Annotated in this window: 21 protein-coding genes; 7 read left to right on the top strand and 14 right to left on the bottom strand. The window is 60.7% G+C overall.

Translation table 11 applies throughout. The annotated features are described in order from the left end of the window. Positions 1 to 196 precede the first annotated feature (196 nt). Positions 197 to 577 (top strand): hypothetical protein, encoded by a 381-nt coding sequence (locus tag BW43_RS10475; RefSeq protein ID WP_032888181.1) that lies wholly within the window; start codon positions 197 to 199, stop codon positions 575 to 577. Between the two features lie 207 nt (positions 578 to 784). Next, positions 785 to 1,165 carry a hypothetical protein gene (locus tag BW43_RS10480; RefSeq protein WP_032888179.1) on the top strand — a complete coding sequence of 127 codons (381 nt, stop codon included), beginning with the start codon at positions 785 to 787 and terminating at the stop codon, positions 1,163 to 1,165. Between the two features lie 317 nt (positions 1,166 to 1,482). On the opposite strand, the gene BW43_RS10485 is transcribed toward BW43_RS10480, so the two are convergent. From BW43_RS10485 to BW43_RS10515, 7 genes are all read right to left on the bottom strand, one after another. After that, positions 1,483 to 2,583, bottom strand: a complete 1,101-nt coding sequence (locus BW43_RS10485; protein WP_032888177.1) for an SMP-30/gluconolactonase/LRE family protein — start codon at positions 2,581 to 2,583, stop codon at positions 1,483 to 1,485. Then, positions 2,580 to 3,257, bottom strand: a complete 678-nt coding sequence (locus BW43_RS10490; protein ID WP_032888176.1) for a sterol desaturase family protein — start codon at positions 3,255 to 3,257, stop codon at positions 2,580 to 2,582. Before BW43_RS10490 ends, BW43_RS10485 begins: the two co-directional genes overlap by 4 nt. A 76-nt stretch (positions 3,258 to 3,333) precedes the next feature. Further along, entirely contained in the window at positions 3,334 to 4,197 is an 864-nt protein-coding gene (locus BW43_RS10495) for a LysR family transcriptional regulator (RefSeq protein WP_032888174.1), read from the bottom strand. 69 nt (positions 4,198 to 4,266) lie between these two features. Further along, a complete protein-coding gene (locus tag BW43_RS10500; protein ID WP_032888172.1) occupies positions 4,267 to 5,028 on the bottom strand; it encodes an alpha/beta fold hydrolase in 762 nt (253 codons plus the stop codon). 106 nt (positions 5,029 to 5,134) lie between these two features. Then, complete coding sequence (locus BW43_RS10505) at positions 5,135 to 6,547, bottom strand: efflux transporter outer membrane subunit (RefSeq protein ID WP_032888170.1); 1,413 nt, start codon at positions 6,545 to 6,547, stop codon at positions 5,135 to 5,137. Next, entirely contained in the window at positions 6,540 to 8,510 is a 1,971-nt protein-coding gene (locus BW43_RS10510; RefSeq protein ID WP_032888168.1) for a MacB family efflux pump subunit, read from the bottom strand. Before BW43_RS10510 ends, BW43_RS10505 begins: the two co-directional genes overlap by 8 nt. 1 nt (position 8,511) lies before the next feature. Continuing rightward, on the bottom strand, positions 8,512 to 9,681 hold the full coding sequence (locus tag BW43_RS10515) for an efflux RND transporter periplasmic adaptor subunit (RefSeq protein WP_032888167.1): 1,170 nt from the start codon (positions 9,679 to 9,681) through the stop codon (positions 8,512 to 8,514). 260 nt (positions 9,682 to 9,941) lie between these two features. Between BW43_RS10515 and BW43_RS10520 the strand changes: the two genes are divergently transcribed. The 4 genes from BW43_RS10520 to BW43_RS10535 all read left to right on the top strand — a co-directional run bounded on the left by BW43_RS10520 (position 9,942) and on the right by BW43_RS10535 (position 13,998). Beyond that, a complete protein-coding gene (locus BW43_RS10520) occupies positions 9,942 to 10,424 on the top strand; it encodes a sigma-70 family RNA polymerase sigma factor (RefSeq protein WP_032888165.1) in 483 nt (160 codons plus the stop codon). Positions 10,425 to 10,543: 119 nt separating this feature from the next. Beyond that, positions 10,544 to 11,881: a lysine N(6)-hydroxylase/L-ornithine N(5)-oxygenase family protein gene (locus tag BW43_RS10525; RefSeq protein ID WP_032888163.1), complete on the top strand. Its 1,338-nt coding sequence runs from the start codon at positions 10,544 to 10,546 to the stop codon at positions 11,879 to 11,881. A gap of 66 nt (positions 11,882 to 11,947) precedes the next feature. After that, entirely contained in the window at positions 11,948 to 13,168 is a 1,221-nt protein-coding gene (locus tag BW43_RS10530) for a putative DNA modification/repair radical SAM protein (RefSeq protein ID WP_032888160.1), read from the top strand. Continuing rightward, on the top strand, positions 13,165 to 13,998 hold the full coding sequence (locus tag BW43_RS10535) for a TIGR03915 family putative DNA repair protein (RefSeq protein WP_032888158.1): 834 nt from the start codon (positions 13,165 to 13,167) through the stop codon (positions 13,996 to 13,998). Before BW43_RS10530 ends, BW43_RS10535 begins: the two co-directional genes overlap by 4 nt. A 15-nt stretch (positions 13,999 to 14,013) precedes the next feature. Here BW43_RS10535 and BW43_RS10540 read toward each other — a convergent pair whose 3' ends face one another. From BW43_RS10540 to ctlX, 7 genes are all read right to left on the bottom strand, one after another. After that, positions 14,014 to 14,511, bottom strand: coding sequence for an Lrp/AsnC family transcriptional regulator (locus BW43_RS10540; RefSeq protein ID WP_032888155.1), 498 nt, complete (start codon positions 14,509 to 14,511; stop codon positions 14,014 to 14,016). 5 nt (positions 14,512 to 14,516) lie between these two features. Further along, a complete protein-coding gene (locus BW43_RS10545) occupies positions 14,517 to 15,347 on the bottom strand; it encodes an ABC transporter ATP-binding protein (RefSeq protein ID WP_233896853.1) in 831 nt (276 codons plus the stop codon). A 3-nt stretch (positions 15,348 to 15,350) separates the two neighbouring features. Then, positions 15,351 to 16,064 carry an ABC transporter permease gene (locus tag BW43_RS10550; RefSeq protein ID WP_032888153.1) on the bottom strand — a complete coding sequence of 238 codons (714 nt, stop codon included), beginning with the start codon at positions 16,062 to 16,064 and terminating at the stop codon, positions 15,351 to 15,353. Next, positions 16,061 to 16,762, bottom strand: coding sequence for an ABC transporter permease (locus BW43_RS10555; RefSeq protein ID WP_032888150.1), 702 nt, complete (start codon positions 16,760 to 16,762; stop codon positions 16,061 to 16,063). The genes BW43_RS10550 and BW43_RS10555 overlap by 4 nt, the downstream gene beginning before the upstream one ends. Before the next feature lie 166 nt (positions 16,763 to 16,928). Continuing rightward, the gene (locus BW43_RS10560) at positions 16,929 to 17,708 is read right to left on the bottom strand and encodes an ABC transporter substrate-binding protein (RefSeq protein WP_032888149.1); all 780 of its coding nucleotides are present in this window, start codon (positions 17,706 to 17,708) and stop codon (positions 16,929 to 16,931) included. Between the two features lie 257 nt (positions 17,709 to 17,965). Further along, on the bottom strand, positions 17,966 to 19,012 hold the full coding sequence (locus BW43_RS10565; protein WP_032888147.1) for an ornithine cyclodeaminase: 1,047 nt from the start codon (positions 19,010 to 19,012) through the stop codon (positions 17,966 to 17,968). An 11-nt stretch (positions 19,013 to 19,023) separates the two neighbouring features. Continuing rightward, positions 19,024 to 19,950 (bottom strand): citrulline utilization hydrolase CtlX, encoded by a 927-nt coding sequence (gene ctlX / locus BW43_RS10570; RefSeq protein ID WP_032888144.1) that lies wholly within the window; start codon positions 19,948 to 19,950, stop codon positions 19,024 to 19,026. Between the two features lie 238 nt (positions 19,951 to 20,188). Here ctlX and BW43_RS28425 point away from each other — a divergent pair, with 238 nt between their 5' ends. After that, entirely contained in the window at positions 20,189 to 21,082 is an 894-nt protein-coding gene (locus BW43_RS28425) for a GNAT family acetyltransferase (RefSeq protein WP_081797742.1), read from the top strand. Positions 21,083 to 21,090 lie beyond the last annotated feature (8 nt).

The following is a 21,090-nucleotide window of genomic DNA, read 5'->3' as shown; positions in this document are numbered from 1 at the left end:
CCATCGCTCATCGTGCGTGTCACATATTTTTGGGCATTTCCCTGAAGTCACAAGGTGCGCTCGTGTGCGCAGTTATCGGAGGCGCTGCGGGGGGACACGCGGGAGGCTCTGTTCTAGGTGATGAAGGTGCGTTACTGGGTGGAAAGATTCTAGAGGTTAATGGTGAGTTGATTTTCGAGCCACAGGGAGCTTAATCGTGTCGTTTTTTCTTGCCTTTACCCTTGTGCATTTTGCTGGGATGTTTGTCGTTTTGGGGCTGATGCTGTTTGCCGAATACACAAAACTGGACAAGGTGGAGAGTTATTTCAGTCAGAACGAAAGAGTCCGCGACAATAGGCGATTCTGGAGACGAAACCAGTGGATCGACAGGCAATACCGCATGTTGTTGATGTTTGAGTACCTGTCAGACTCAGCGCGTCATGTGAAAGCAGGTGTGGTGACCGAGGCCGAACTGGCGTCTGTTCCGTTAACACTCAGGCGTTGGGTGTTGTGGCCCTATTATCTCGGCTTAATTTGGACTATTGCCACAGTCGTCTGGGTCGTTTGGCGAAGATGGTGCGACATCCCGATTGACTGAAACTTAAAGGGTGCGACCAAACTGCTCCTGCATTCACTCCCTTGGCACTTAAGCGTTGGGCCGTATGGCCATACCGTCTCGCGATGATTTGGGCTATCAGTTGAGGTTATTGGTGCACTTGGCTATAGGGGACGCGTCCTGTTCTTTTTTTTAAAACACTCTAGAGGTCGATGGTGACTTGATATTCCAGCCAGAGGGGGCTTAGCCATGGATTTTTTTCTGGTCTATACCGTTGTCTGGTTTGTCGGGACGTTTGTTTTCTTAGGATTGGTACTGTTTGCCGAATATACGAAGCTCGACGAGCTGGAAAGTTACTTCAGTGAAAATGAAAAGGTTCGTAGACATAAGCGTTTTTGGAAAAGAAATCAGCGAATCGACCGGTATCATCGCATGGGGTTGATGGTCGACATTCTGTCGATGCCCAAGGCCTTCCTGAAAGCAGGCCTTGTGACTGAGGCCGAACTGGCATCTGTTCCTTTAGCGCTTAAGCGTTGGGCGTTGTGGCCGTATCGTCTTGGTTATGTTTGGACTATTGCCGCAGTCGTCTGGGCCGTTTGGCGAAGCTGGTGCGACATCCCGATTGACTGAATCTCAACGGGCAGCTTGACCGCATAAATAGCTGTCGGCCTACGTGGTTGACCGGGCGACTTCAGATTAAAGGCAGAAGCGCGGCAGCCTTAGAGCCAATCGATTTTTTAGTGGACTCAGTCCAGATGTGCGATGGGGCCTGACCCCAGTGGCAGTGGGTCAGTCATAGATGTATCAACTGACACTCCCTCATCGCGGGCAAGCCCACTCCCACATTTGATCTTCATGCATCAGATAGACCTCCGGCTGGCTTAGGCTTGTTCTCTGCTTTTGATTTTGATCTCAGGCGTCCCGTCCGGACCAAACTGACCCTCTCTTCACTCCGGCTTTAACGCCAGTTGCAACGGCACGCGCGCCATGCTCGTGTTCGTCAACGAGCCCAGGTACAACCAGTCGCCATACTCCCGCGCCGTGGTAATCGGTGAGTAGTTGCCCGCGCTGCCATCCTGCAAGTTGGCGATGACCTTGCCGTTGGTATCCAACCCCAACACAAAGGCTTTGCGCTCGATGGGCTTGGGCACCACCATCAGTGCGCGCACCATCACTTTGCGCAGCAATGGGTAGCCGGCGAAGCTGTCCAGCAACGGGTTGCGCGGTGAGTAGAGCGCCACCCAGAAACGGTCCTTGCCGTTGAAACTCAGGTTGTCCGGCAGGCCGGGCAGGTTGTCGATAAACAGGTCGTGGCTGCCAGCACGTTCGCCTTTGAGCCAGTAACGGCTGATGCGGTAGGCGCCAGTTTCATTCACCAGTACGTAGCTTTCGTCCGGGCCCAGGGCTACGCCGTTGGCGAATTGCAGCTGGTCGAGCAACACCTCGGTGTTGCCGTTGCTGAAGTCGTAACGCAGCAGCCGCCCATCGCCGCCATGTTCGATCACCGCTTCGCCGTCCTGCCCATAACCCCAGCGGCTCGACGCATCGCTGAAATACCCATAACGGCCGCTGGCGTCCACGATGACGTCATTGGTAAAACCGAAGGGCAGGCCATTGGCGCTGGTGCTCAGGGAAGTGAGTTGGCGGTTCGAGTCCAGCGCGAGCAGGCCTTTCACCCCATCGGCAATGATCAAGCGCCCATCCGGGTGCATCGCCAGGCCCAGTGGGCGACCGCCCGTATTGGCCAGTACTTCCAGGCTTTGACTGTCGGGTGATGTGCGGATGATGCGCCCGTCATGCAGGCCGCTGATGAGCAAACCCTGTGCATCCAACAGCAACGCCTCCGGCCCGGCGATGTCCTGGGCGCCGATTTTCTGTACAGCCTTGAGTCGCTGGTTTTCGGCGAAAGGCCCATCCTTCATCGATGGCGCTTTGGGCGGTGACCAGTTCACCGGTTGTACCTTGGTGGGCATCAGCAGCAGAAAGGCGACCACCGCCAGCAGCAACACAAATAGCAGATGGCGCAGTTTTTTTGGACGGGTACTCATGACGATTCCTGGTTGTCGTTGGGGTTCGGCTCCCAGTGCAGGGTGCCGAACAGGTAATCCATCAGGGGAAGGACGATATTGAAATTGCGCCCCTGCATCAGCTCGCGGCGATGGTGCAGGGCATGCAGCCGGTGCATCTGGCGAATCCACGGCAGGCGCGCCACCGGATGCTCCGCAGGCAGGTGTTCGCAGGCGTGGAACACTTCGTAGAACAGGTAGCCCAAAAGCATGCACCCGGCAAACAGCCCAGCAACGTTTGGGCTCAGTTGCTTGAGCAGCCACCAGGCGGGGAGCGTGATGGCCAGGCTGTGCAGCACGATCAACCAGGCCGGGAACAGGATCACCCGCCAGTCCCGTGGGCTGTCGTAAGTCATGTGGCCAGGGGTGAAGAAACTGTGGTGGTCGCCGGTATGGCGTGCGTAAAACAAGCGCGCGAAGGCGTGTTTGTGATGGCCGAGGTGGCGGTGCACGAGGTAGATGCAGAGGTTGAAGAACAGCAGGGTCAACGGCACGGTCAGCCATTGCAGCGCTGTGATGTGCTCAGTGCTGGACCAGGCCAGGGTGATGCAGGCGATGCCGTAACCCAGTACAAAAAAACCATGAAGCCAGGGGTTGTAGCGAGCGGAAACCGCGGCGCGGTAGCGGGCACGGAAAGCCTCGGTAGCGTCGGGCATGGTCGGGACTCATATTATTTTTGGGTGGTGACTGAGCTTAGTCCGCCTTCGCGATTGTGCGAGTCCATAGCCCGTTTCACATCAGCGGATCCCAGCGTTGCGACCAGTCACCTTCGGCCTTGACCACGTCGCGCAGTAACTCCAGGGCCTGCTGCAACACCGCCGAATCCCGTGCCCGCGAATACACCAGGTAGGTTGGGAAACTGAACTCCGGCGCCTTGGCCACACGCTGCATCACACCGCTGTCCAGGTAGCTTTGCACCACCCGCGTGCGGAAATACCCGGCGCCGCCGTTTTCGAGAATGTACTGCAAGGCCAAAGGCCCGAGGTTGAAGCTCACCGCAGCGCGGGCCTTGTCGGGCAGGGCCGCGTCATGTTGCTGGCGAAAGCCCGGGCCCCAGTCGATGTAAACGTACGGCGCCGGCTTGCTGACCAATTGCACCAGGATCAGCTTTTCTTCCAGCACCTGCTCCACCTGCAACCCCGGCCAGTACTGCGGCTGGAACACCAACGCAGCGTCGAGCACTCCCAGTTCCAGTTGGCGCAACAGGTATTCGCCTTCACGCACTTCGGTGCGCAATGCGTGGCCGGGAATATGCTCGCGCAGCGCCTGGGCCCAGCCGAGCATCAGCGGGTTGCACAGGCTGACCTCTCCGCCGATATGCAGCACATTGCGATAGCCATCGGGCAACGGCAGGTCGCGGCGCGCGGCCTCCCAGGTTTGCAGCAACTGGTTGGCGTACACCACGAAGGCCTCGCCGTCAGCGGTCAGGCGTGCACCCGCGCGGTTGCGGATGAACAGCGTACTGCCCAGTTGGCTTTCCAGGCTTTTGACCCGTGCGGTGATGGCGGTCTGGGTGACGTGCAGTTTCTCGGCCGCCGCCGCGAGGCTGCCGCAACGGGTGATTTCGAGGAAGGTGCGTGCCAGTTCGATGTCCATGAAAACCCCTGGGGATGAATGGGGGGCATTGTAGAACTGATCACTGAAGAGGGGGGCGTGGAATGCAATTCAACGGTGGACCTGCTCCCTGGCAAGCCCGTCAAGACAGCGAGTGGAGGGCGGCGGCTGTTTGCCAAGGGCCAGGAAATCGCCCACCCATCGGCTGATACACCCTCCGCCGTCCGGTTTGGTGGGCTCCCTGAGGCGCAGGTGTGTGACTTGAAAGGCGTCTGCCGTGCCCTGTTCAGCGTTGACCAGCACCATGCGTGCGACGCGTTCGGGAAACTGCACCGCGTAACGGCTGCCCAGGCGGGTTGCGTGGCCGTTACCCAAAAAATGCAATCGTGGGTCGCCCAGTTGTGCGCGTACATACTCCATGTCCTGAACTGCCTGTTCGACGTCATGGGCCTGAGTGAGTTCGCGAGGGCTGAGTTCAATCACATCGTAGCGGTTGAGCAGAGTGCGGTAGGCCTGTGTGTAGTAGGTCTCCCAACGGCTGGCGAGGTGAATGCTGAACGTACTTGCGCTGTTTTCCTGCAGTGTGTCACCGGGTTGGACGAATACCACACCTTCACGACTCAGTGGCTCACGGGCGCCGACACGGGTCAGGTACAGGCGTTGAGTGCCTTCCCCGGGGGCCGCGTGGTTACGCGGTACTGTCACGACGCCGCACTGGGTGCGCGCCAGCACCTCAGGGGCCATCTGTTCGTCTGTGGGGAGGGTGCAATCGAGCAGCCAATCGATGGCGGTGGGCTTGATCAGTGACTCTGCCTGGACAAGATGAGTGACCAGCCAGAGACAGCCGCATGCGAGGTGTTTTGCAACATTCATCAGGAGGTCCCGGGCAGCCGTGTGGAAGCGGCTTTTTACCAAGGATCCTGAGGTGACGAATGTAGGGGCGTGAGACGACTGGTGTACGAAACAAGAGTTTCGTTTATCAGATATTAGTCTTCCAACCGCCACCCAATGCCTTGTACAGCGCAATGCTTGCCTGCAGGCGTGACAGTCGCAATTGCACGTTCAAGTCCTGGGCAGCATAAAGCGTGCGCTGGGTTTCCAGTACCGTAAGCAGGTCCTCGGCGCCCGCTTGGTAGCGGCTTTCAGCAATCTGGAAGGCGGTCTGGGCCTGCTGCAATTCTTCCATTTGCCATTGGCGCTGCTGGTCCAGGCGCGTGATGCTGCTGAGGGCTTTTTCCACATCGGCAAAACCGTTGATGATCGCACCGCGATAGGCGTACAGCAGCTCATCCTGGCGCGCTCGGGCCTTGTCGCGTTCGGCGCTTAAACGGCCGTTGTTGAAGATCGGGCCTGCCAGTCCGGCAGTCAGCGTGTAATAAGGGCTGCGCAGGATGTCCACGGCCTTGTAGGCGTCGGAGCCCAGTGTGGCGCCGAGGGTCAAGGCTGGCAGCATCGCGGCGCGCGCCACGGTGACGTCCGCTTGCGCGGCGGCCAGTTGGGCCTCTGCCTTGGCAATATCGGGGCGGCGGCTGAGCAACTGGCTGGGCATGCCGGTGCCGATGGTTGGCCATGTCAGGGCCTGGAAGGGCTCGGCGCCCAGGTCCAGGGTTTGAACCGGCTGGCCAAGGAGAGCCGCGAGGGTGATCTGGGATTCTTCGGCCAGTTGCTGAATCAATGGCAGTTGGCGTCGCTGGCTGGCGACCAGGCTTTTCTGTTGGGCCAGTTCCAGCGCCGTGGCGGAGCCCGCGTCGTAGCGGGTTTGCACCAGGTCGAGCACGTTGCGTGCATTGGCCAGGTTCAGCTCGGCGATTTGCTGGCGCTGACGTGCGGCCAGGGTTTGCGCGTAGCGGTCGGCCACGTTGCTGAGCAAGGTCAGTTCCACGGTGGCCTGATCGAACTCACTGGCCCGCAGGCCCTGCAGGGCGCTGTCTCGGGCGGCGGCGCGGCCGCCCCAGAAATCCACTTCATAACTGGCCGTCAAGCTGGCGCCGAAATTGTCGACCGCGTCGTCGCTCTGCGAGACGTCCAGGTCTGGTCCGCCCTGGCCGTGCAGCAGCTTCTGGTGGCTGGTGGCGAGGTCGAACTTCACCTCGGGTAACAGCGGCGCCCCGGCGATCACGGCACTGGCCTGGGCCTGCCGCACACGGGCCATGGCGGCGGCCACGTCGACACTGTCACGCCGGGCCTGTTCGACCAGCCGGTTCAACTGCGGGCTGCCGAATTGCGTCCACCAGTGCTGGTTGGTGCTCTGGGCCGCGTCGCGCTCGGCGAACTGCCAGGCGGCCGGCGGCGCAATACCGCTGTCCACCGCGGGTGGATCGCCGGCGCAGGCATTGAGCAGCAGGCACAGGCTGATCAGGGACAGCTGCGAGGGGATGGATCGTTTATTCACTGGTCAACGCCTTAACCGGATCGAGCCGGGCAGCTTTACGGGCCGGCATAAAGCCGAATACGACGCCGGTGACCAGCGCACAACCAAATGCGCCAAGCACCGCCACCAGGGAAAACTGCACCGCCACGTTGGCCAGCACCAGTACGCCGCCCACCAGCAGGGCCAGGGCAATGCCGCACAAGCCGCCGACCACCGAGAGCATGACCGCCTCGGTAAGGAACTGGCGCAGGATGTCGCGTTGGCGCGCACCGGTGGCCATGCGGATGCCGATTTCGCGGGTGCGCTCGCGCACGGTCATCAGCATGATGTTCATCACGCCAATACCGCCCACCAGCAAGGAAATCGCGGCAATTGAGCCCAGCATCAGCGACAGGGTGTTCTGGGTACGGGCCTCGGCCTGAATCATTGCGGCATTGTTGGTCAACTCGTAGTCGGGTTTGCCGTTGTGCAGCTTCTGCATAAGCTGGTCGATGGCCACTTCGGCTTCGTGGACCCTACCTGCATCGGCGGCGGCAATCACCACGTATTCGGGGTCGTAGCTGCCAAACAAACGCACGCTGGCGGCGGTGTAGGGGATGGCGATACGGTCGTCGCTGTCCTTATCGCCGGAGGCGGCGCCTTTTTCCGCCAGCACGCCGATCACCTGGAAGGGCACGTTCTCGATCAGGATGTATTGTCCGATCGGATTGACCTGGCCCTTGAACAGCTTTTCGCGGATACGGTGGCCGATCACCGCGACCGTAGCCCCGCTGCGCTCGTCGGCGGTGGTGAAGTAGCTGCCCTCGACCACCGGCCAATTGAAGATATCCGGGAAGTTGGTGTCGTTGCCGCCCACGTACGCCATGTAGTCGACGTTGCCATAGCGCACGCCTGCTTTGCTGCCGTTGACCGGCATGATGCGCTTGACCTGGGGCAACGCACCCAGTGCCTCGACGTCATTGAGGGTGATGACGCCCAGTGGCGTGCGTGGGTTGGGCGATGCACCGCTCAGATAAAGAATGTTGGAGCCGAACGCGCCCATCTGCGCCATGACCTGGCGCTTGCTGCCTTCGCCGACCGCCAGCATCACCACCACCGACGCCACGCCGATGATGATCCCCAGCAGGGTCAATGCGGTGCGAAAACGGTTGATCCACATCACCCGCCAGGCGGCTTGTACCGCGTCCACCAATTCGGCTTTCCACGCGCCGTTATGCTCCGCACCGTCGACCAGGCGTTGACGCAGGTCCACGGCTTGCAACGCGCCGCTGGCGGCTGTTGGGGCGGTTTCACTGTCATCGGCCGAGTCGCTGATGATCAGGCCATCGCGAATCTCGATGATGCGGTTGGCCCGCGCGGCGACTTCGCGGTCGTGGGTGATCAGGATCACCACGTGGCCCTGGCTGGCCAGTTCGTCGAGCAGGGTCATCACCTCGGCGCCGCTATGGCTGTCGAGGGCACCGGTGGGTTCGTCGGCGAGAATGATATGGCCGCCGTTCATCAGTGCGCGGGCAATGGACACCCGCTGCTGCTGACCGCCGGACAGTTGATGTGGACGGTTACCGGTACGCTCGGCCAGGCCCAGACGGGTCAGCAGGGCGTTGGCTCGGGCATGGCGTTCGGCCGCGCTGATACCGGCGTAGATCGCCGGCATCTCGACGTTCTCCTGGGCCGTGCCTGAAGGAATCAGGTGGTAGCCCTGGAACACAAAACCAAAGGCCTCGCGGCGTAGCCAGGCCAATTCATCACTGTCCAGGTGGGCGACGTTTTCCCCGGCAAACAGGTAGTCCCCGACCGAGGGCCGATCGAGGCAGCCGAGGATGTTCATCAGCGTGGACTTGCCGGAGCCGGACGCGCCGACGATGGCGACGAATTCCCCGGCATGGATCGACAGGTCGATGCCGCGCAACACGTCCACCTGTGGGCTGTCGCCACCGCCGTAGGACTTGCGGATGTTCTTGAGTTCGATCAGAGGCGTGGTCAACTCAACCCCCGCTGCCAGCAGCCGGGCCGATCAACAGGTGGTCGCCTTCGTTCAGGCCACCGAGTACCTGCACCCGCAGGCGATCACTGATGCCCAGTTGCACCTCGCGCTCCTCGATGCGGCCGTTCTCCGTGACAACACGGGCGATCTGTTTGTCGGCGCTGTGGCTGCCCAGCAGGGCGGCGACCGGCGCGGTCAGGGCATCCTTGACCTGGCTGGCGACAAAAAACACTTGGGTGGTCATTTCGGCCATCAACGCGTTATCGCCGTTGTCCACATCCAGCAGCACGGTGTACAGCACGACGCGGCCGGTGCCGCTTTTGCCGGAGCTATTAGGGCTGCCGCTGCCCTGGGTTTCGTTCAAGGGCTGGGGTGGAATTGGCAAGATCTGCCGCACGGTGCTGGTCCAGCGCCGGTTGCCGCCGCTCAGGGTGGTGAAGTACGCCGTCATGCCGGGTTTTACATGGCCGATGTCGGCCTCCGAGACTTCGGCCCACACGGTCATCGGCGACAACTTGGCGATGCGCAGGATCAACGGCGTCTGCTGCTGGGCATTGAGGGTCTGGCCGACCCGCGCGTCCACGGCAACCACCGTGCCGGTCATTGGCGCGTAGATACGCGTATAGCCCAACTCCGCTTCATCGCTGCGCAGGCTGGCCTGAGCCTGGAGGATCTGCGCCTGGAACATATTGACCCGGGCCTGGGTGGCGCTCAGTTCCGCCTTGGCGGTCTGGACATCCTCTTCGCGGGTGGCGTTGCCGGCGACCAGACGCTGCTGGCGCTGGTACTTCTGCCGCGCCAGTTCGTGCTGGGCCTTCTGCTCCTGCAACTGGGCCTTGAGGTTTTCGATGGCGTAGCGGCTGGCATCGAGCTTGGCTTTTTGCGTCGAGGGGTCGATCTCTACCAGCAATTGGCCTTCCTGCACCTGGTCGCCGGCTTCAACGTGGATCTTGCGAATCTGCCCGGACGCCTGGGCGCCCACGTCCACGTAACGACGTGGTTGCAGGGTGCCCAAAGCGGTCACGCTGTTTTCGATATCGCCGCGGGTCACGGTGACGGTGGTCAGCGTGTCGCGGCCGGTCGGCAGTACTTGCCAGGCGGCGACCGCGATGACGGGAATCAGGCACGCCACAACTAGCAGGGCGCGTCGGGCAGGTCGAGGGCGTTTCATGCTTAGGTTCCAGCCAGGAAAGTTCGGAGCGCAGTTGCGCAGAGCTGACAGTTAAACGAGAGAAACGCGTGAGGATTTAGGCTGTTACACACTGTGTAACGGGTCGTTTGCGTAAAAAAAACGACCGGTGGCGCAAGACTTGTTTAAAAGTAGATGAGAATTACTATAAATTGCACGCACCCAAACTGCCATTACGCAATGGGTTGTCATTTTCAGGTACTCAAGGAACGGATATCGCCTTTCTGTGGCGGTCGGGAGTCATGTTGGAAAACTACTATCGCGAGCTGGTGTGTTTCCTCAACGCCAAGCTGGGCAACCGTCAGGTGGCCGAAGATGTGGTGCATGACGCCTACGTTCGGGTACTTGAGCGTTCCAGCGCTGTCCCCATCGACCAGCCCCGCGCGTTTTTATACCGCACGGCGCTGAACCTGGTGATCGACGGGCATCGGCGCAACGTACTGCGCCAGCACGAGCCGCTGGAAATACTCGACAGCGAAGAGCGCTTCTCCCCCAGTTCCCCCCACGCCAGCCACGACCAAGGCCAACGCCTGGAGCTGCTTGATCGTGCCCTGGCCGAGTTGCCGAAAGCCTGCCGCGACAGCTTCCTGCTGCGCAAACTCGACGGGCTGACCCACCTGCAGATTGCCGAGCGCCTGGGTATTTCCCGCGCCCTGGTGGAAAAAAATATCGTCAACGCCATGAAGCACTGTCGGGTGCGGATGCGCGAGTGGGAAGGGCACTGATCGCTGATCAGGTAAATTTTATTTCACTGTCCTCGTTTCCTATCAACACATGACCTGTTGTGCAGGTCTTGAAGGTATTCCTGCCCCATCGCCAAGGGGCTTATCCAGAGGACACTGGAATGACACAGGCAATTGCTTCGCCCGCGGTTCACGACCTTATCGGTATCGGTTTCGGCCCATCGAACCTGGCGCTGGCCATCGCTCTGCAGGAACGAGAGAAAACCCAGGGCAAGCTGGACGCGCTGTTTCTCGACAAGCAGGCCGACTACCGCTGGCATGGCAATACCCTGGTGACCCAGAGCGAACTGCAGATTTCGTTCCTCAAGGACCTGGTGACCCTGCGCAACCCCACCAGCCCGTACTCCTTCGTCAATTACCTGAAAGCCCACGACCGCCTGGTGGACTTCATCAACCTGGGCACCTTTTACCCGTGCCGCATGGAGTACAACGACTACCTGCGCTGGGTCGCGGCGCAATTCCAGAACCAGGGCCGTTATGGCGAGGAAGTACTGGCCATCGAGCCGATCCTGCATCAGCAGCAGGTCGAGGCCCTGCGCGTGATTTCCCGCGATGCCCACGGTGAGCAGCACGTGCGCACGACGCGCTCGGTGGTGGTCAGCGCCGGTGGCACGCCACGGGTGCCTGCGGCGTTCAAAGGGCTCAAGGATGACAACCGCGTATTTCATCACTCCCAGTACCTGGCCCGCGTTGCGCAGCAACCCTGTGTGGACGGCAAGGCGATGCGCATCGCGATCATTGGCGGTGGCCAGAGCGCGGCTGAAGCCTTCATCGACCTCAATGACAGCTATCCGTCGGTGCAGGTCGACATGATCCTGCGCGGTTCGGCGCTAAAGCCGGCCGATGACAGCCCGTTCGTCAATGAGGTGTTCTCGCCGGCCTTCACCGACCTGGTGTTCCAACAAGTGGGGGCCGAGCGCGAGCGTTTGGTCGCGGAGTACCAGAACACCAACTATTCGGTGGTCGATCTGGACCTGATCGAGCGTATCTACGGGATTCTCTACCGCCAGAAAGTCTCCGGCATCGCCCGTCACGCGTTCCGCACCATGACCGTGGTGGAAAAAGCGGTGGCCGGCCCGATGGGTATTGAGTTGACCCTGCGCAACAATGCCAACGGTGACATCACCGTCAATCATTACGATGCGGTGGTGCTGGCGACCGGCTACGAGCGTCAGATGCACCGCGAACTGCTGGCGCCTCTGGAAGCGTATATGGGTGATTTCGAAGTGGCTCGTGACTACCGCATCGTGACCGACGATCGCTGCAAGGCGGGTATCTATATCCAGGGCTTCAGCCAGGCCAGCCATGGTTTGAGCGACACATTGCTGTCGATTCTGCCGATTCGCGCGGATGAAATTGCCGCGTCGTTGTATGAATACGACCGCAGCCGAGGCAAAGCGCGTTCGGTGCAGGACCTGCTGTTGGCCACCGCCAGCTGACAGACTGCACTTGTGACCCGGAGGGCTGCCTGATACTGTACAAAAAACCAGTATCGGTAGCCTTCCATGCAGTTGATCGAAAAACTCAGCATCCTCGCCGACGCCGCCAAGTACGACGCTTCGTGTGCCAGCAGTGGCGCACCCAAGCGCAGTTCGGAGGGCAAGGCGGGGCTGGGTTCAACCGATGGCATGGGCATCTGCCACAGCTATACGCCCGACGGCCGTTGCGTGTCGTTGCTCAAGGTGCTGCTTACCAACTTCTGTCTCTACGACTGCCAATACTGCGTCAACCGCCGCTCCAGCGACGTGCCCCGCGCGCGTTTCAGCCCGGAGGAGGTGGTCACCCTGACCCTCGATTTCTACAAGCGCAACTGCGTCAGCGGGCTGTTTCTCAGCTCCGGCATCATTCGTTCGGCCGACTACACCATGGAGCAGTTGGTACGGGTGGCGAAGCTATTGCGTGAAGAGCATGACTTCCGCGGCTATATCCACCTCAAGACCATTCCCGACGCCGACCCTGCGCTTATCGCCGAAGCCGGGCGCTACGCCGACCGGCTGAGCGTGAACATCGAACTGCCCACCGAGGCCAGCCTGAACACCCTGGCGCCGGAAAAACAAATCGTCACCATCAAGCAGGCCATGCAGACCATCTACACCGGCGAACAGACCGTGTTCAACGAACCTCGCGCCCCGCGTTTCGCCCCGGCTGGGCAGAGCACGCAGATGATCGTCGGCGCCGACGATACCGATGACAGCACCATCCTGCACGGCGCCGAGGCGCTGTATGGCAACTTCAAGCTGCGCCGCGTGTATTACTCGGCGTTCAGCCCCATCCCCAACAGCCCGAAAAGCGTTCCCCTGGCTGCGCCGCCTTTGATGCGTGAGCACCGTCTGTACCAGGCGGATTTCCTGCTGCGCAGCTATGGCTTCAGCGCCAATGAATTGTTCGAAGGCCCCGGCCATCTGGCGTTGGATATCGACCCCAAGCTGGCTTGGGCCCTGGAGCATCGTGAGGTGTTTCCCCTTGATCTGAACCGCGCCGAACCCACGCTTATTGCGCGCATCCCAGGTATCGGCCTGCGCACCACCCAACGCCTGGTGGACCTGCGTCGTGAACGCAAGATTCGCTTCGAAGACCTGGCCCGCATGCGCTGCGTGCTGGCCAAGGCCAAGCCGTTTTTCATCACCAGCGACTACCACCCGCAACAGGCTGACAGCACCAGCGTGCTGCTGCGCGAACAACTGCGCGATCGTCCGCAACCGCAACAGATGGGGTTGTGGGGATGATCAGCCTGGAATGCGACAACCTGTTCAGCACCTGGCGCGAACAGGCGCGCTGGTTGCTCAGCCATCAGGTCGACCCCAGCCAGGTGAGCTGGGGTGAGGCCGAAGTGGCGGATTTGTTCGCCACTGACGAGGCGATTCCTGAAGGTCTCGGTCCGTTTCAGGCGCGTATTCCCAAGGCGCTGATCGAGCTGCTGGAGTCTGCGGCCTGCTATCACGGCGACCAGCGTTGGAGCCTGCTGTATGAGGTGCTGTGGCGGGTCAGCCATGGCGACCGCACGGCGATGCTGGCGGGCGACAAGCTGGGCAGCGAATTGCAGCGGCGCATCAAACAGGTCAGCCGTGAAGCCCATCACCTGCATGCGTTTGTGCGGTTCATCGCGTTACCGGCAGAGGCGGGGCCTGAACTGCCGGAGTATGTGGCCTGGCATGAGCCGGCCCATGACATCTTGAAATCGGCCAGCCAGCACTTTGTCGGGCGTATGGGGCGTCATCGTTGGATGATCGCTACGCCGTTGGATGGGGTGTATTACGACGGTGAACAGCTGATTCATCAGCGCGAGTGCCCCGAGGCGTGGCAGCAATTGGCGCAGAATGTCGAAGACCCGCACAGCGCTATGTGGCTGACTTATTACAGCCATATTTTCAATCCGGCGCGGTTGAATCCCAAGGTAATGGAAGGGCACTTGCCCAGCCGGTTCTGGAAGAATCTGCCGGAGGGCAAGTTGATACCGGGGTTGATCAGCGAGGCGCGTACGGGGAAGCAGAAGGATGGGCAGGCGAAGCTGGTGGCGGCGCGCCAAGGTAAGAAAATCTTAAGCGGGCATGGTTAAAAATGTTGGAGGGGCTCAGGCCAGTTCGATGGCGGTATTTTTCACCACCGCCAACTCCGGATGCGCCACCAACTTATCAATGTGCAACTCATCATTGTTCAGCCAGATCTCCGATACCACCCGGTAATGCTCCATGTCCCGACAGCGCATGCGCAGACTGTAGTCAAACGGCCCGCTGATCAACTGGCATTCGAACACCTGGGGGCAGGCTTTGATGCAAGCTTCGAAGGCCTTTTGCGCCGAGCGCCCGCTTTGGTTGGACAAGGCCACCAGCACCAGCAACGACAGCCCTGGCGAGACCATCTGCACGTCGATGATCGCCCCATACCCACGGATCACTCCACGGCGCTCCAGCTTGCGCACCCGCTCCAGGCAAGGCCTGGGGGTGAGGTGCACCAGTGACGAGAGCTTTTCATAGGTGATCCGCCCCTGATGGCGCAGTACTTCGATGATTGCCTCATCGATGCGATCCAGCGCGGGGGAGGTATGGGGTCCGTTGGCCTTGGTATCCATGGGTTTCACTTCAAACGGTTGGAAAGAAATTGCTGCAAGCGCTCGCTTTTGGGGTGGTCGAGGATCTCGGCGCTGCCTTGTTCCTCGACCCGTCCCTGGTGTAAGAACAGCACTTGGCTGGACACCTGGCGGGCAAAGCCCATCTCGTGGGTGACCATCAGCATGGTACGACCTTCCTCGGCCAACGTCTGTATGACTTTGAGGACTTCTCCTACAAGTTCTGGGTCCAGTGCGGACGTTGGCTCATCGAACAGAATGATTTCCGGCTCCATCGCCAAGGCCCGCGCAATCGCCACGCGCTGTTGCTGGCCGCCGGACAGGAACGCCGGGTATTGATCTGCCACGCGGCCTGGCAGGCCGACCTTGTCCAGGTACATCCGTGCGCGTTTTTCCGCCTCGGCCGCACTTACGCCCAGCACCCGGCGCGGCGCCATGGTGATGTTTTCCAGCACGGTCATGTGGCTCCACAAGTTGAAGTGCTGGAACACCATGGCCAGGCGCGTGCGCAGGTTCTGCAATTGCGCCTGATCCGGGGCACGGGTGCCGGCACGTCCTTGCTGCATTTCTATGCTGATGCCGTCCAGGGTGATGACTCCAGCGTCGGGCTGCTCCAGAAAGTTGATGCAACGCAGCATGGTGCTTTTGCCGGAGCCGCTGGCGCCGATCAGGCTGATTACATCGCCTTGGCGCGCGTTAAGGGAAACACCCTTGAGCACTTCGTGCTCGCCGTAGCGTTTATGAATGCCTTCGACTTGCAGCTTGATGGCAGCAGTTGCAGCCTTGGTAGCGGGTACATCGACAGGATAAGTGGCCAGGGCCTGCGCGGACTGATTCATGGGTTAGCCTCGGGTAGGAACAAGAAAACGCATCCAGCGACGTTCGGCCAGTCGAAACAGGCCCACCAGTGCAAAGGACAGCAACATGTACAGCAGGGCAGCGATGCCAAAGGCCTGGAACGTCAGGAACGTCTCGGCATTGGCGTCGCGGGCCACTTTGAGGATATCGGCGACGGTGGCGGTGAACGCCAGCGAGGTGGCGTGCAACATCAGGATCATTTCATTGCTGTAGGCCGGCAACGCGCGGCGCAGGGCGGCGGGCACCACCACAAACAGATTCAAGCGCCAGCCGTGCAGACCGTACGCGCGGGCGGCTTCGATCTCGCCATGAGGGATATTGCGAATCGCCCCGGCGAAGATCTCCACGGTGTAGGCGCAGGTGTTCAAAACAAACGCCAGCAGGGTGCAGTTCAGCGCATTGCGGAAAAACTGGTTGAGCAGGGCGTTGTCCTGTACCACTTCAAGGCTGTAGAGCCCGGTGTAGCAAATCAGCAGTTGGATATACAGCGGCGTGCCGCGAAACAAGTAGGTGTAGACCTCCACCGGCCAGCGCAGCCAGAAGTGCTCCGAGACCCGCGCCAGTGCCAGGGGAATCGACAGAATGAAGCCCAGCACCACCGAGATGATGAACAGCCACAGGGTCATGGCCACGCCGGAAAGGCCCGAGCCATCACTGAACAGGTAGGCCAGGCCGTATTGCTGGAACAATTCGATCATCGCGCCATCCCCTTGATGCCGAGGTTATAGCGCCGCTCGAGGCGCTTGAAGATGCGGTTGGAGAGGGTGGTGATCACCAAGTAGACCAGGCCGGCAAGGATCAGGAAGTACAGCGGCTCGTTGGTGGTCTTGCCGGCGTTTTGCGCGGCTTTGACCAGGTCCGACAGGCCGATGATCGACACCAGCGCCGTGGACTTGAGCAGTACCAGCCAGTTATTGCCCAGGCCTGGCAGAGCGAAGCGCATCAACTGCGGAAACAGCACCAGATGAAACCGCTGCCAGCGACTCAAGCCATAGGCGGTGGCGGCTTCCAGTTGGCCGACCGGCACACTGAGGATTGCGCCACGGAAGTTCTCGGTGAAATACGCGCCGTAGATAAACCCCAGTGTGATCACGCCGGCGGTAAACGGGTCGATTTCAAAATAGTCCCAGCCGACGCGTTCGGTCAGGTCGTTGAGCCACAGTTGCAGGCTGTAGAAAATCAGCAGGATCAGCACCAGGTCCGGCACGCTACGGATCAACGTGGTGTACAGCGTGGCCGGCACCCGCAGCCATTTGGCGCTGGACAGCTTGGCGCCCGCGGCGAGCAGGCCGAGGGTGAGGCTCAAGGCCAGCGCGAGGAACGCCAGCTTGAGCGTCATCCAGGCACCCTGGGCCAGCATGGGGCCGTAGCCTTGCAGGTTGAGGAGTTCGTTCATGGGGGGAATCTCTAAAGGGCGCAGACATACCCCTGTGGGGGGGCTTTTGTGGGAGGGGGCTTGCTCCCGATGAGGGTGTGTCAGTTGATGCAGTTGTGACTGACCCACCGCTATCGGGAGCAAGCCCCCTCCCACACAAATCTTTTCCCACAGGGATTGTGTTGGCTTATTCGTTGTAGATGTCCTGATCGCCGAAGTACTTCTTCTGGATCTGCGCGTAGGTGCCATCGGCCTGGACGGCGGCGATGCCCTTATTGATCAGCGCACGCAATTCCTGGTCGTTCTTGCGCAACCCCATGGCGATATCCAGCGGCAGGGTCGGGTCCTTGAAGGCCGGGCCGGTCTTGAAGTCGGCGCCTTCAGGTTTGGACAGGAAGTTGAGCTGGGCTTCGAGTTTGTCGGTGAGGGTGGCGTCGAGGCGGCCGTTTTGCAGGTCGGCGTAGTTCTGTTCCTGGGACTGGTAGGCCTTGACCTGAGCCCCGAGCTTAGCCAGGTGCGCACGGGCATAGGCTTCCTGCAACGAGCCTTGCAGTACGCCGACCTGCTTGCCTTTCAACGATTCAGGCGTGTCGCCGAAGTCGGCGCTTTTGCGGGTGATCACCGAGGTTGGGCTGAGGAACAGCCGGTCGCTGAAGTCGATGACTTTTTCACGGGCCGGCGTCACGGCCATGGACGACATGATGGCGTCGAATTTGCGCGCGCGCAGCGCCGGGATCATGCCGTCGAATTCGTTGTGCACCCAGGTGCATTTGACTTCGAGCTTGGCGCAGATGGCATTGCCCAATTCGATATCGAAGCCTTGCAGGCTGCCGTCAGCGGCCACGGATTCAAAGGGTGGGTATTCGGGGAATACGCCGAAGCGGATTTCTTTCCAGTCCTGGGCGTGGGCGGCGCTGGCGCACAGTGGCAACAGCAACGCAGCGAAAAGTGATCGCAGTGGAATCATGTGTCAGTCCCTATATTTTGTAATTGATGTCAGGGCAGTAAAAAGGGTGCGGCTTGCATTCATTCGGTGACTCTTCGGTCGGGCTCAGAATGCTTGATGGTGGTGCTTTTTTTGTGTCGTTTACCCGGTGCTCAAAGCGCAAATTGCGCTGTTAAAACGAGCATTGCAGCGGAATCGGCTGTTGCACCCGCTGAATCGGCTTTTCAGCTCTGTAAGTCGGGCCTGCCCTCGGCGCAAAGGGGCAGGCCAGAGCGGTCTCAGGCGCGCTTTTTGTGCTGTGCGCGTGGCTGCTGGGCCAGGCGTGCGAACAGGTCTTTCGGGTCGGCCAGGTCCGGCACCAACTCCAACTCGCTGCCCACATCCAGAGCCTTGGCCACGTCGAGCACGTAGCGCAGGGCCGAGTAGTCTTCGATGGCAAAACCTACCGAGTCGAACAGGGTGATCTGGCGCTCATTCTCGCGGCCGGCTACCTGGCCGTTGATCACCTGCCACAGCTCGGTCACCGGCGAGTCTTTCGGCATGTGCTGGATCTCACCTTCGATACGGCTTTGCGGCTCGTACTCGACGATGACCCGGGCGCGCTCGACGATGCGTTGGTCCAGTTCGGTCTTGCCTGGGCAGTCGCCGCCCACGGCATTGAGGTGCATGCCTGGTTCGATCATCTCGTCAGTAAGGATGGTGGCGTAGGCCTTGTCTGCGGTCACGGTGGTGACGATATCCGCGCCCTTGACCGCTTCCGCCACGCTGCCGGCCAGGATCACCCTGATCGCCGGGAAGGCCTTGAGGTTGGCTGCCAGTTTGGCAGTGGCCTTGGCGTCGATATCGAACAGGCGGATTTCGTTGATGCCGAGCATGGCGTGGAAGGCCAGGGCCTGAAACTCGCTCTGCGAGCCGTTGCCGATCAACGCCATGCTGCGGCTGTTGTCTCGGGCCAGATAACGCGCGACCAGCGCCGAGGTGGCGGCGGTGCGAATGGCGGTAGTCAGGGTCATTTCTGCCAGCAGCACTGGTTTGCCGGTGTCCACGTCGCCCAACGCACCGAACGCCATGACGGTGAGCATTCCGGCGAGGGTGTTTTTTGGGTGGCCGTTGACGTACTTGAAGGCGTACAGCGACGCGTCTGACACCGGCATCAACTCGATCACGCCATCCGGCGAGTGGTTGGCCAGGCGCGCGCACTTTTCAAACTCCTGCCAGCGCAGGTAGTCAGCGCGAATGTACTCGGCCATCTCGGTGATGCAGGTTTGCAGGCCTTTTTGCGAGACCAGGTAGCTGAGGTCGTTGACGTCGATATAGCGGGTCATGGCAAGACTCCTTATTGAAATGAGGGGCGGGCGGGCAGGTGCACTTCCGCGAGCATGCAGCGGGCACTGCCGCCGCCGATGCGTTCGATGTTGTCGATATTCACCACCACAGGCCGCGTATGGCGTTCCACATGCTGGCGCTGGGCCGGTTGCAGTGCGCCCCAGGCGCTGGCAGACATCACCAGCAGCGGCTGGCCGTCGCGGTCGTGGACTTCAAGCATGTTGCCGGCGAAGGCTTCCAATTGGTCGAAGTCGAGGGCGAGGATGTCCTTGCCGGTGTCGCGCAGGGAGCGTTCCAGGGCCAGGCGTTCGTTTTGGTCGGGCAGGGCTTGCAGGCACACCACCGAAAGGTCGCGGCCGACGCTCATCATCACGTTGCTGTGGTAGATCGGCGCGTGGTGGCGGTCAACCGCATGGAATAGGCAGAGCCGGTAGTCGAGGCGTTCGGCGAATTCGCGCAGCGCATCCTGATGGGTGCGCCCGGAGTGGCAGGCGTAGCTGATGCGGTGTTGGCGGTCGAGCACCATGCTGCCGGTGCCTTCGAGGAATATGTTCTGTTGTTCGAGGTGGCTGAGGTCGATGGTGCTGTTGATCGCAAAACGTTGCTCCAGCACTTGCAACACACCCTTGTTGCGCTCCAGTCGTCGGTTCTGGCCTTCCATCGGGTACAGCACCAGGCTGCCGTCGGCGTGGCTACTCCACCAGTTGTTGGGGAAGATTGAGTCGGGAGTGTGGGGCGCCGGAGTGTCCTGCACCACCAGCACTTCCACGCCGTGCTGGCGCAGGGTGTCGACATAACCGTCGAACTCTTCCAGCGCTTTCTGCTGTGCGCTGAGCGGGTCAAGGGGCGGGCGTTGAAAGCGGTTGTTGATCGCAGTGTCCGGGTTGAAGGCAAAGCGCGCCGGGCGAATCATCAAGACGGTGTTGGTGGTTTGCATGGGTGCACGGATCCATGAGTAAGGCGGTGAACAAAGATGCAGTGGGGCTATTTTGTGGCTTGTGCGGGATGAATCCCGGCTGAAACCAAGGGGCGGCTCAGCCGGGAAAGCTGAAAAGGGGGGTAGGCCAGCCGAATCGGCTGCGAGAGGTGGAATGCGGTCAAAATGTGGGAGGGGCAAGCCACCTCCCACATTGGTACAGTGGCGCCTGTTATAGCGCCGTCAGCCAGGAGGAATCATGTCTACCGCCGTTCGTCTCGCCCAACCCACCGATGCCGAAGGGATCAGCCAGGTCATCCTGGCGGCCCTGCACAGCAGCAATGCGCGGGATTACCCGGCGGACGTGATTGCCCGTGTGGCGAGCAACTTCACGCCGGACGCGGTGTTGGCCTTGCTCAAGCGCCGTGTCGTGCTGGTGGCGATTGAGGATCAGAGGGTGGTCGCCACGGCGGCACTTGATGCCAATGTGGTGCGCTCGGTGTTCGTCAACCCGACCTTGCAAGGGCAGGGCATTGGCCGGTTGCTGATGATGGAAATCGAACTACGCGCCCGCGAAGCAGGAGTCACCGTATTAAGTGTGCCGTCTTCGCTGACCGCCGAGCCGTTCTACACCAAGCTGGGGTTTCACACGGTGCGCGATGTTTACCATGGCAACGAGCGCACGCTGGTGATGGAAAAGACGTTGTCATCGCGCTACCCCATCGGGCCATATCGCGATCGTCCGCATCGCGCGCAGGTGATTGAGCTATGGCAGGCGGCGTTTGGTTATGACACGGCCCATAACCTGCCGAGCCTGGCGATCGATAAGAAGCTGGCGGTCAATGACGGGTTGTTCTTCGTGGCGACGGATAAAAAAAACGTGATCGGCACCATTCTCGCCGGGTACGACGGGCATCGTGGTTGGCTCTATTCGGTGGCGGTGCACACGGACTACCGGCGTCATGGCCTGGGCTCTTCGCTGGTGCGGCATGCGGAACAGGCGTTGACGGCGCTGGGCTGCATGAAGATCAACCTGCAGATCACCAGTGGCAATGAGGCGGTGGCGGGGTTTTACGAGGCGCTGGGGTATGGGGTGGAGGCGAGGGTCAGCATGGGTAAGAAGATTGCCGAGAATATCCCGAAAGAGTCTTGAATACGCCG

The organism is Pseudomonas sp. RIT357 (assembly GCF_000632245.1).
Lineage (GTDB): Bacteria > Pseudomonadota > Gammaproteobacteria > Pseudomonadales > Pseudomonadaceae > Aquipseudomonas > Aquipseudomonas sivasensis.
Note: the sequence above shows the minus strand (reverse complement) of the source record. Positions and strands in the feature narration are given on the sequence as shown.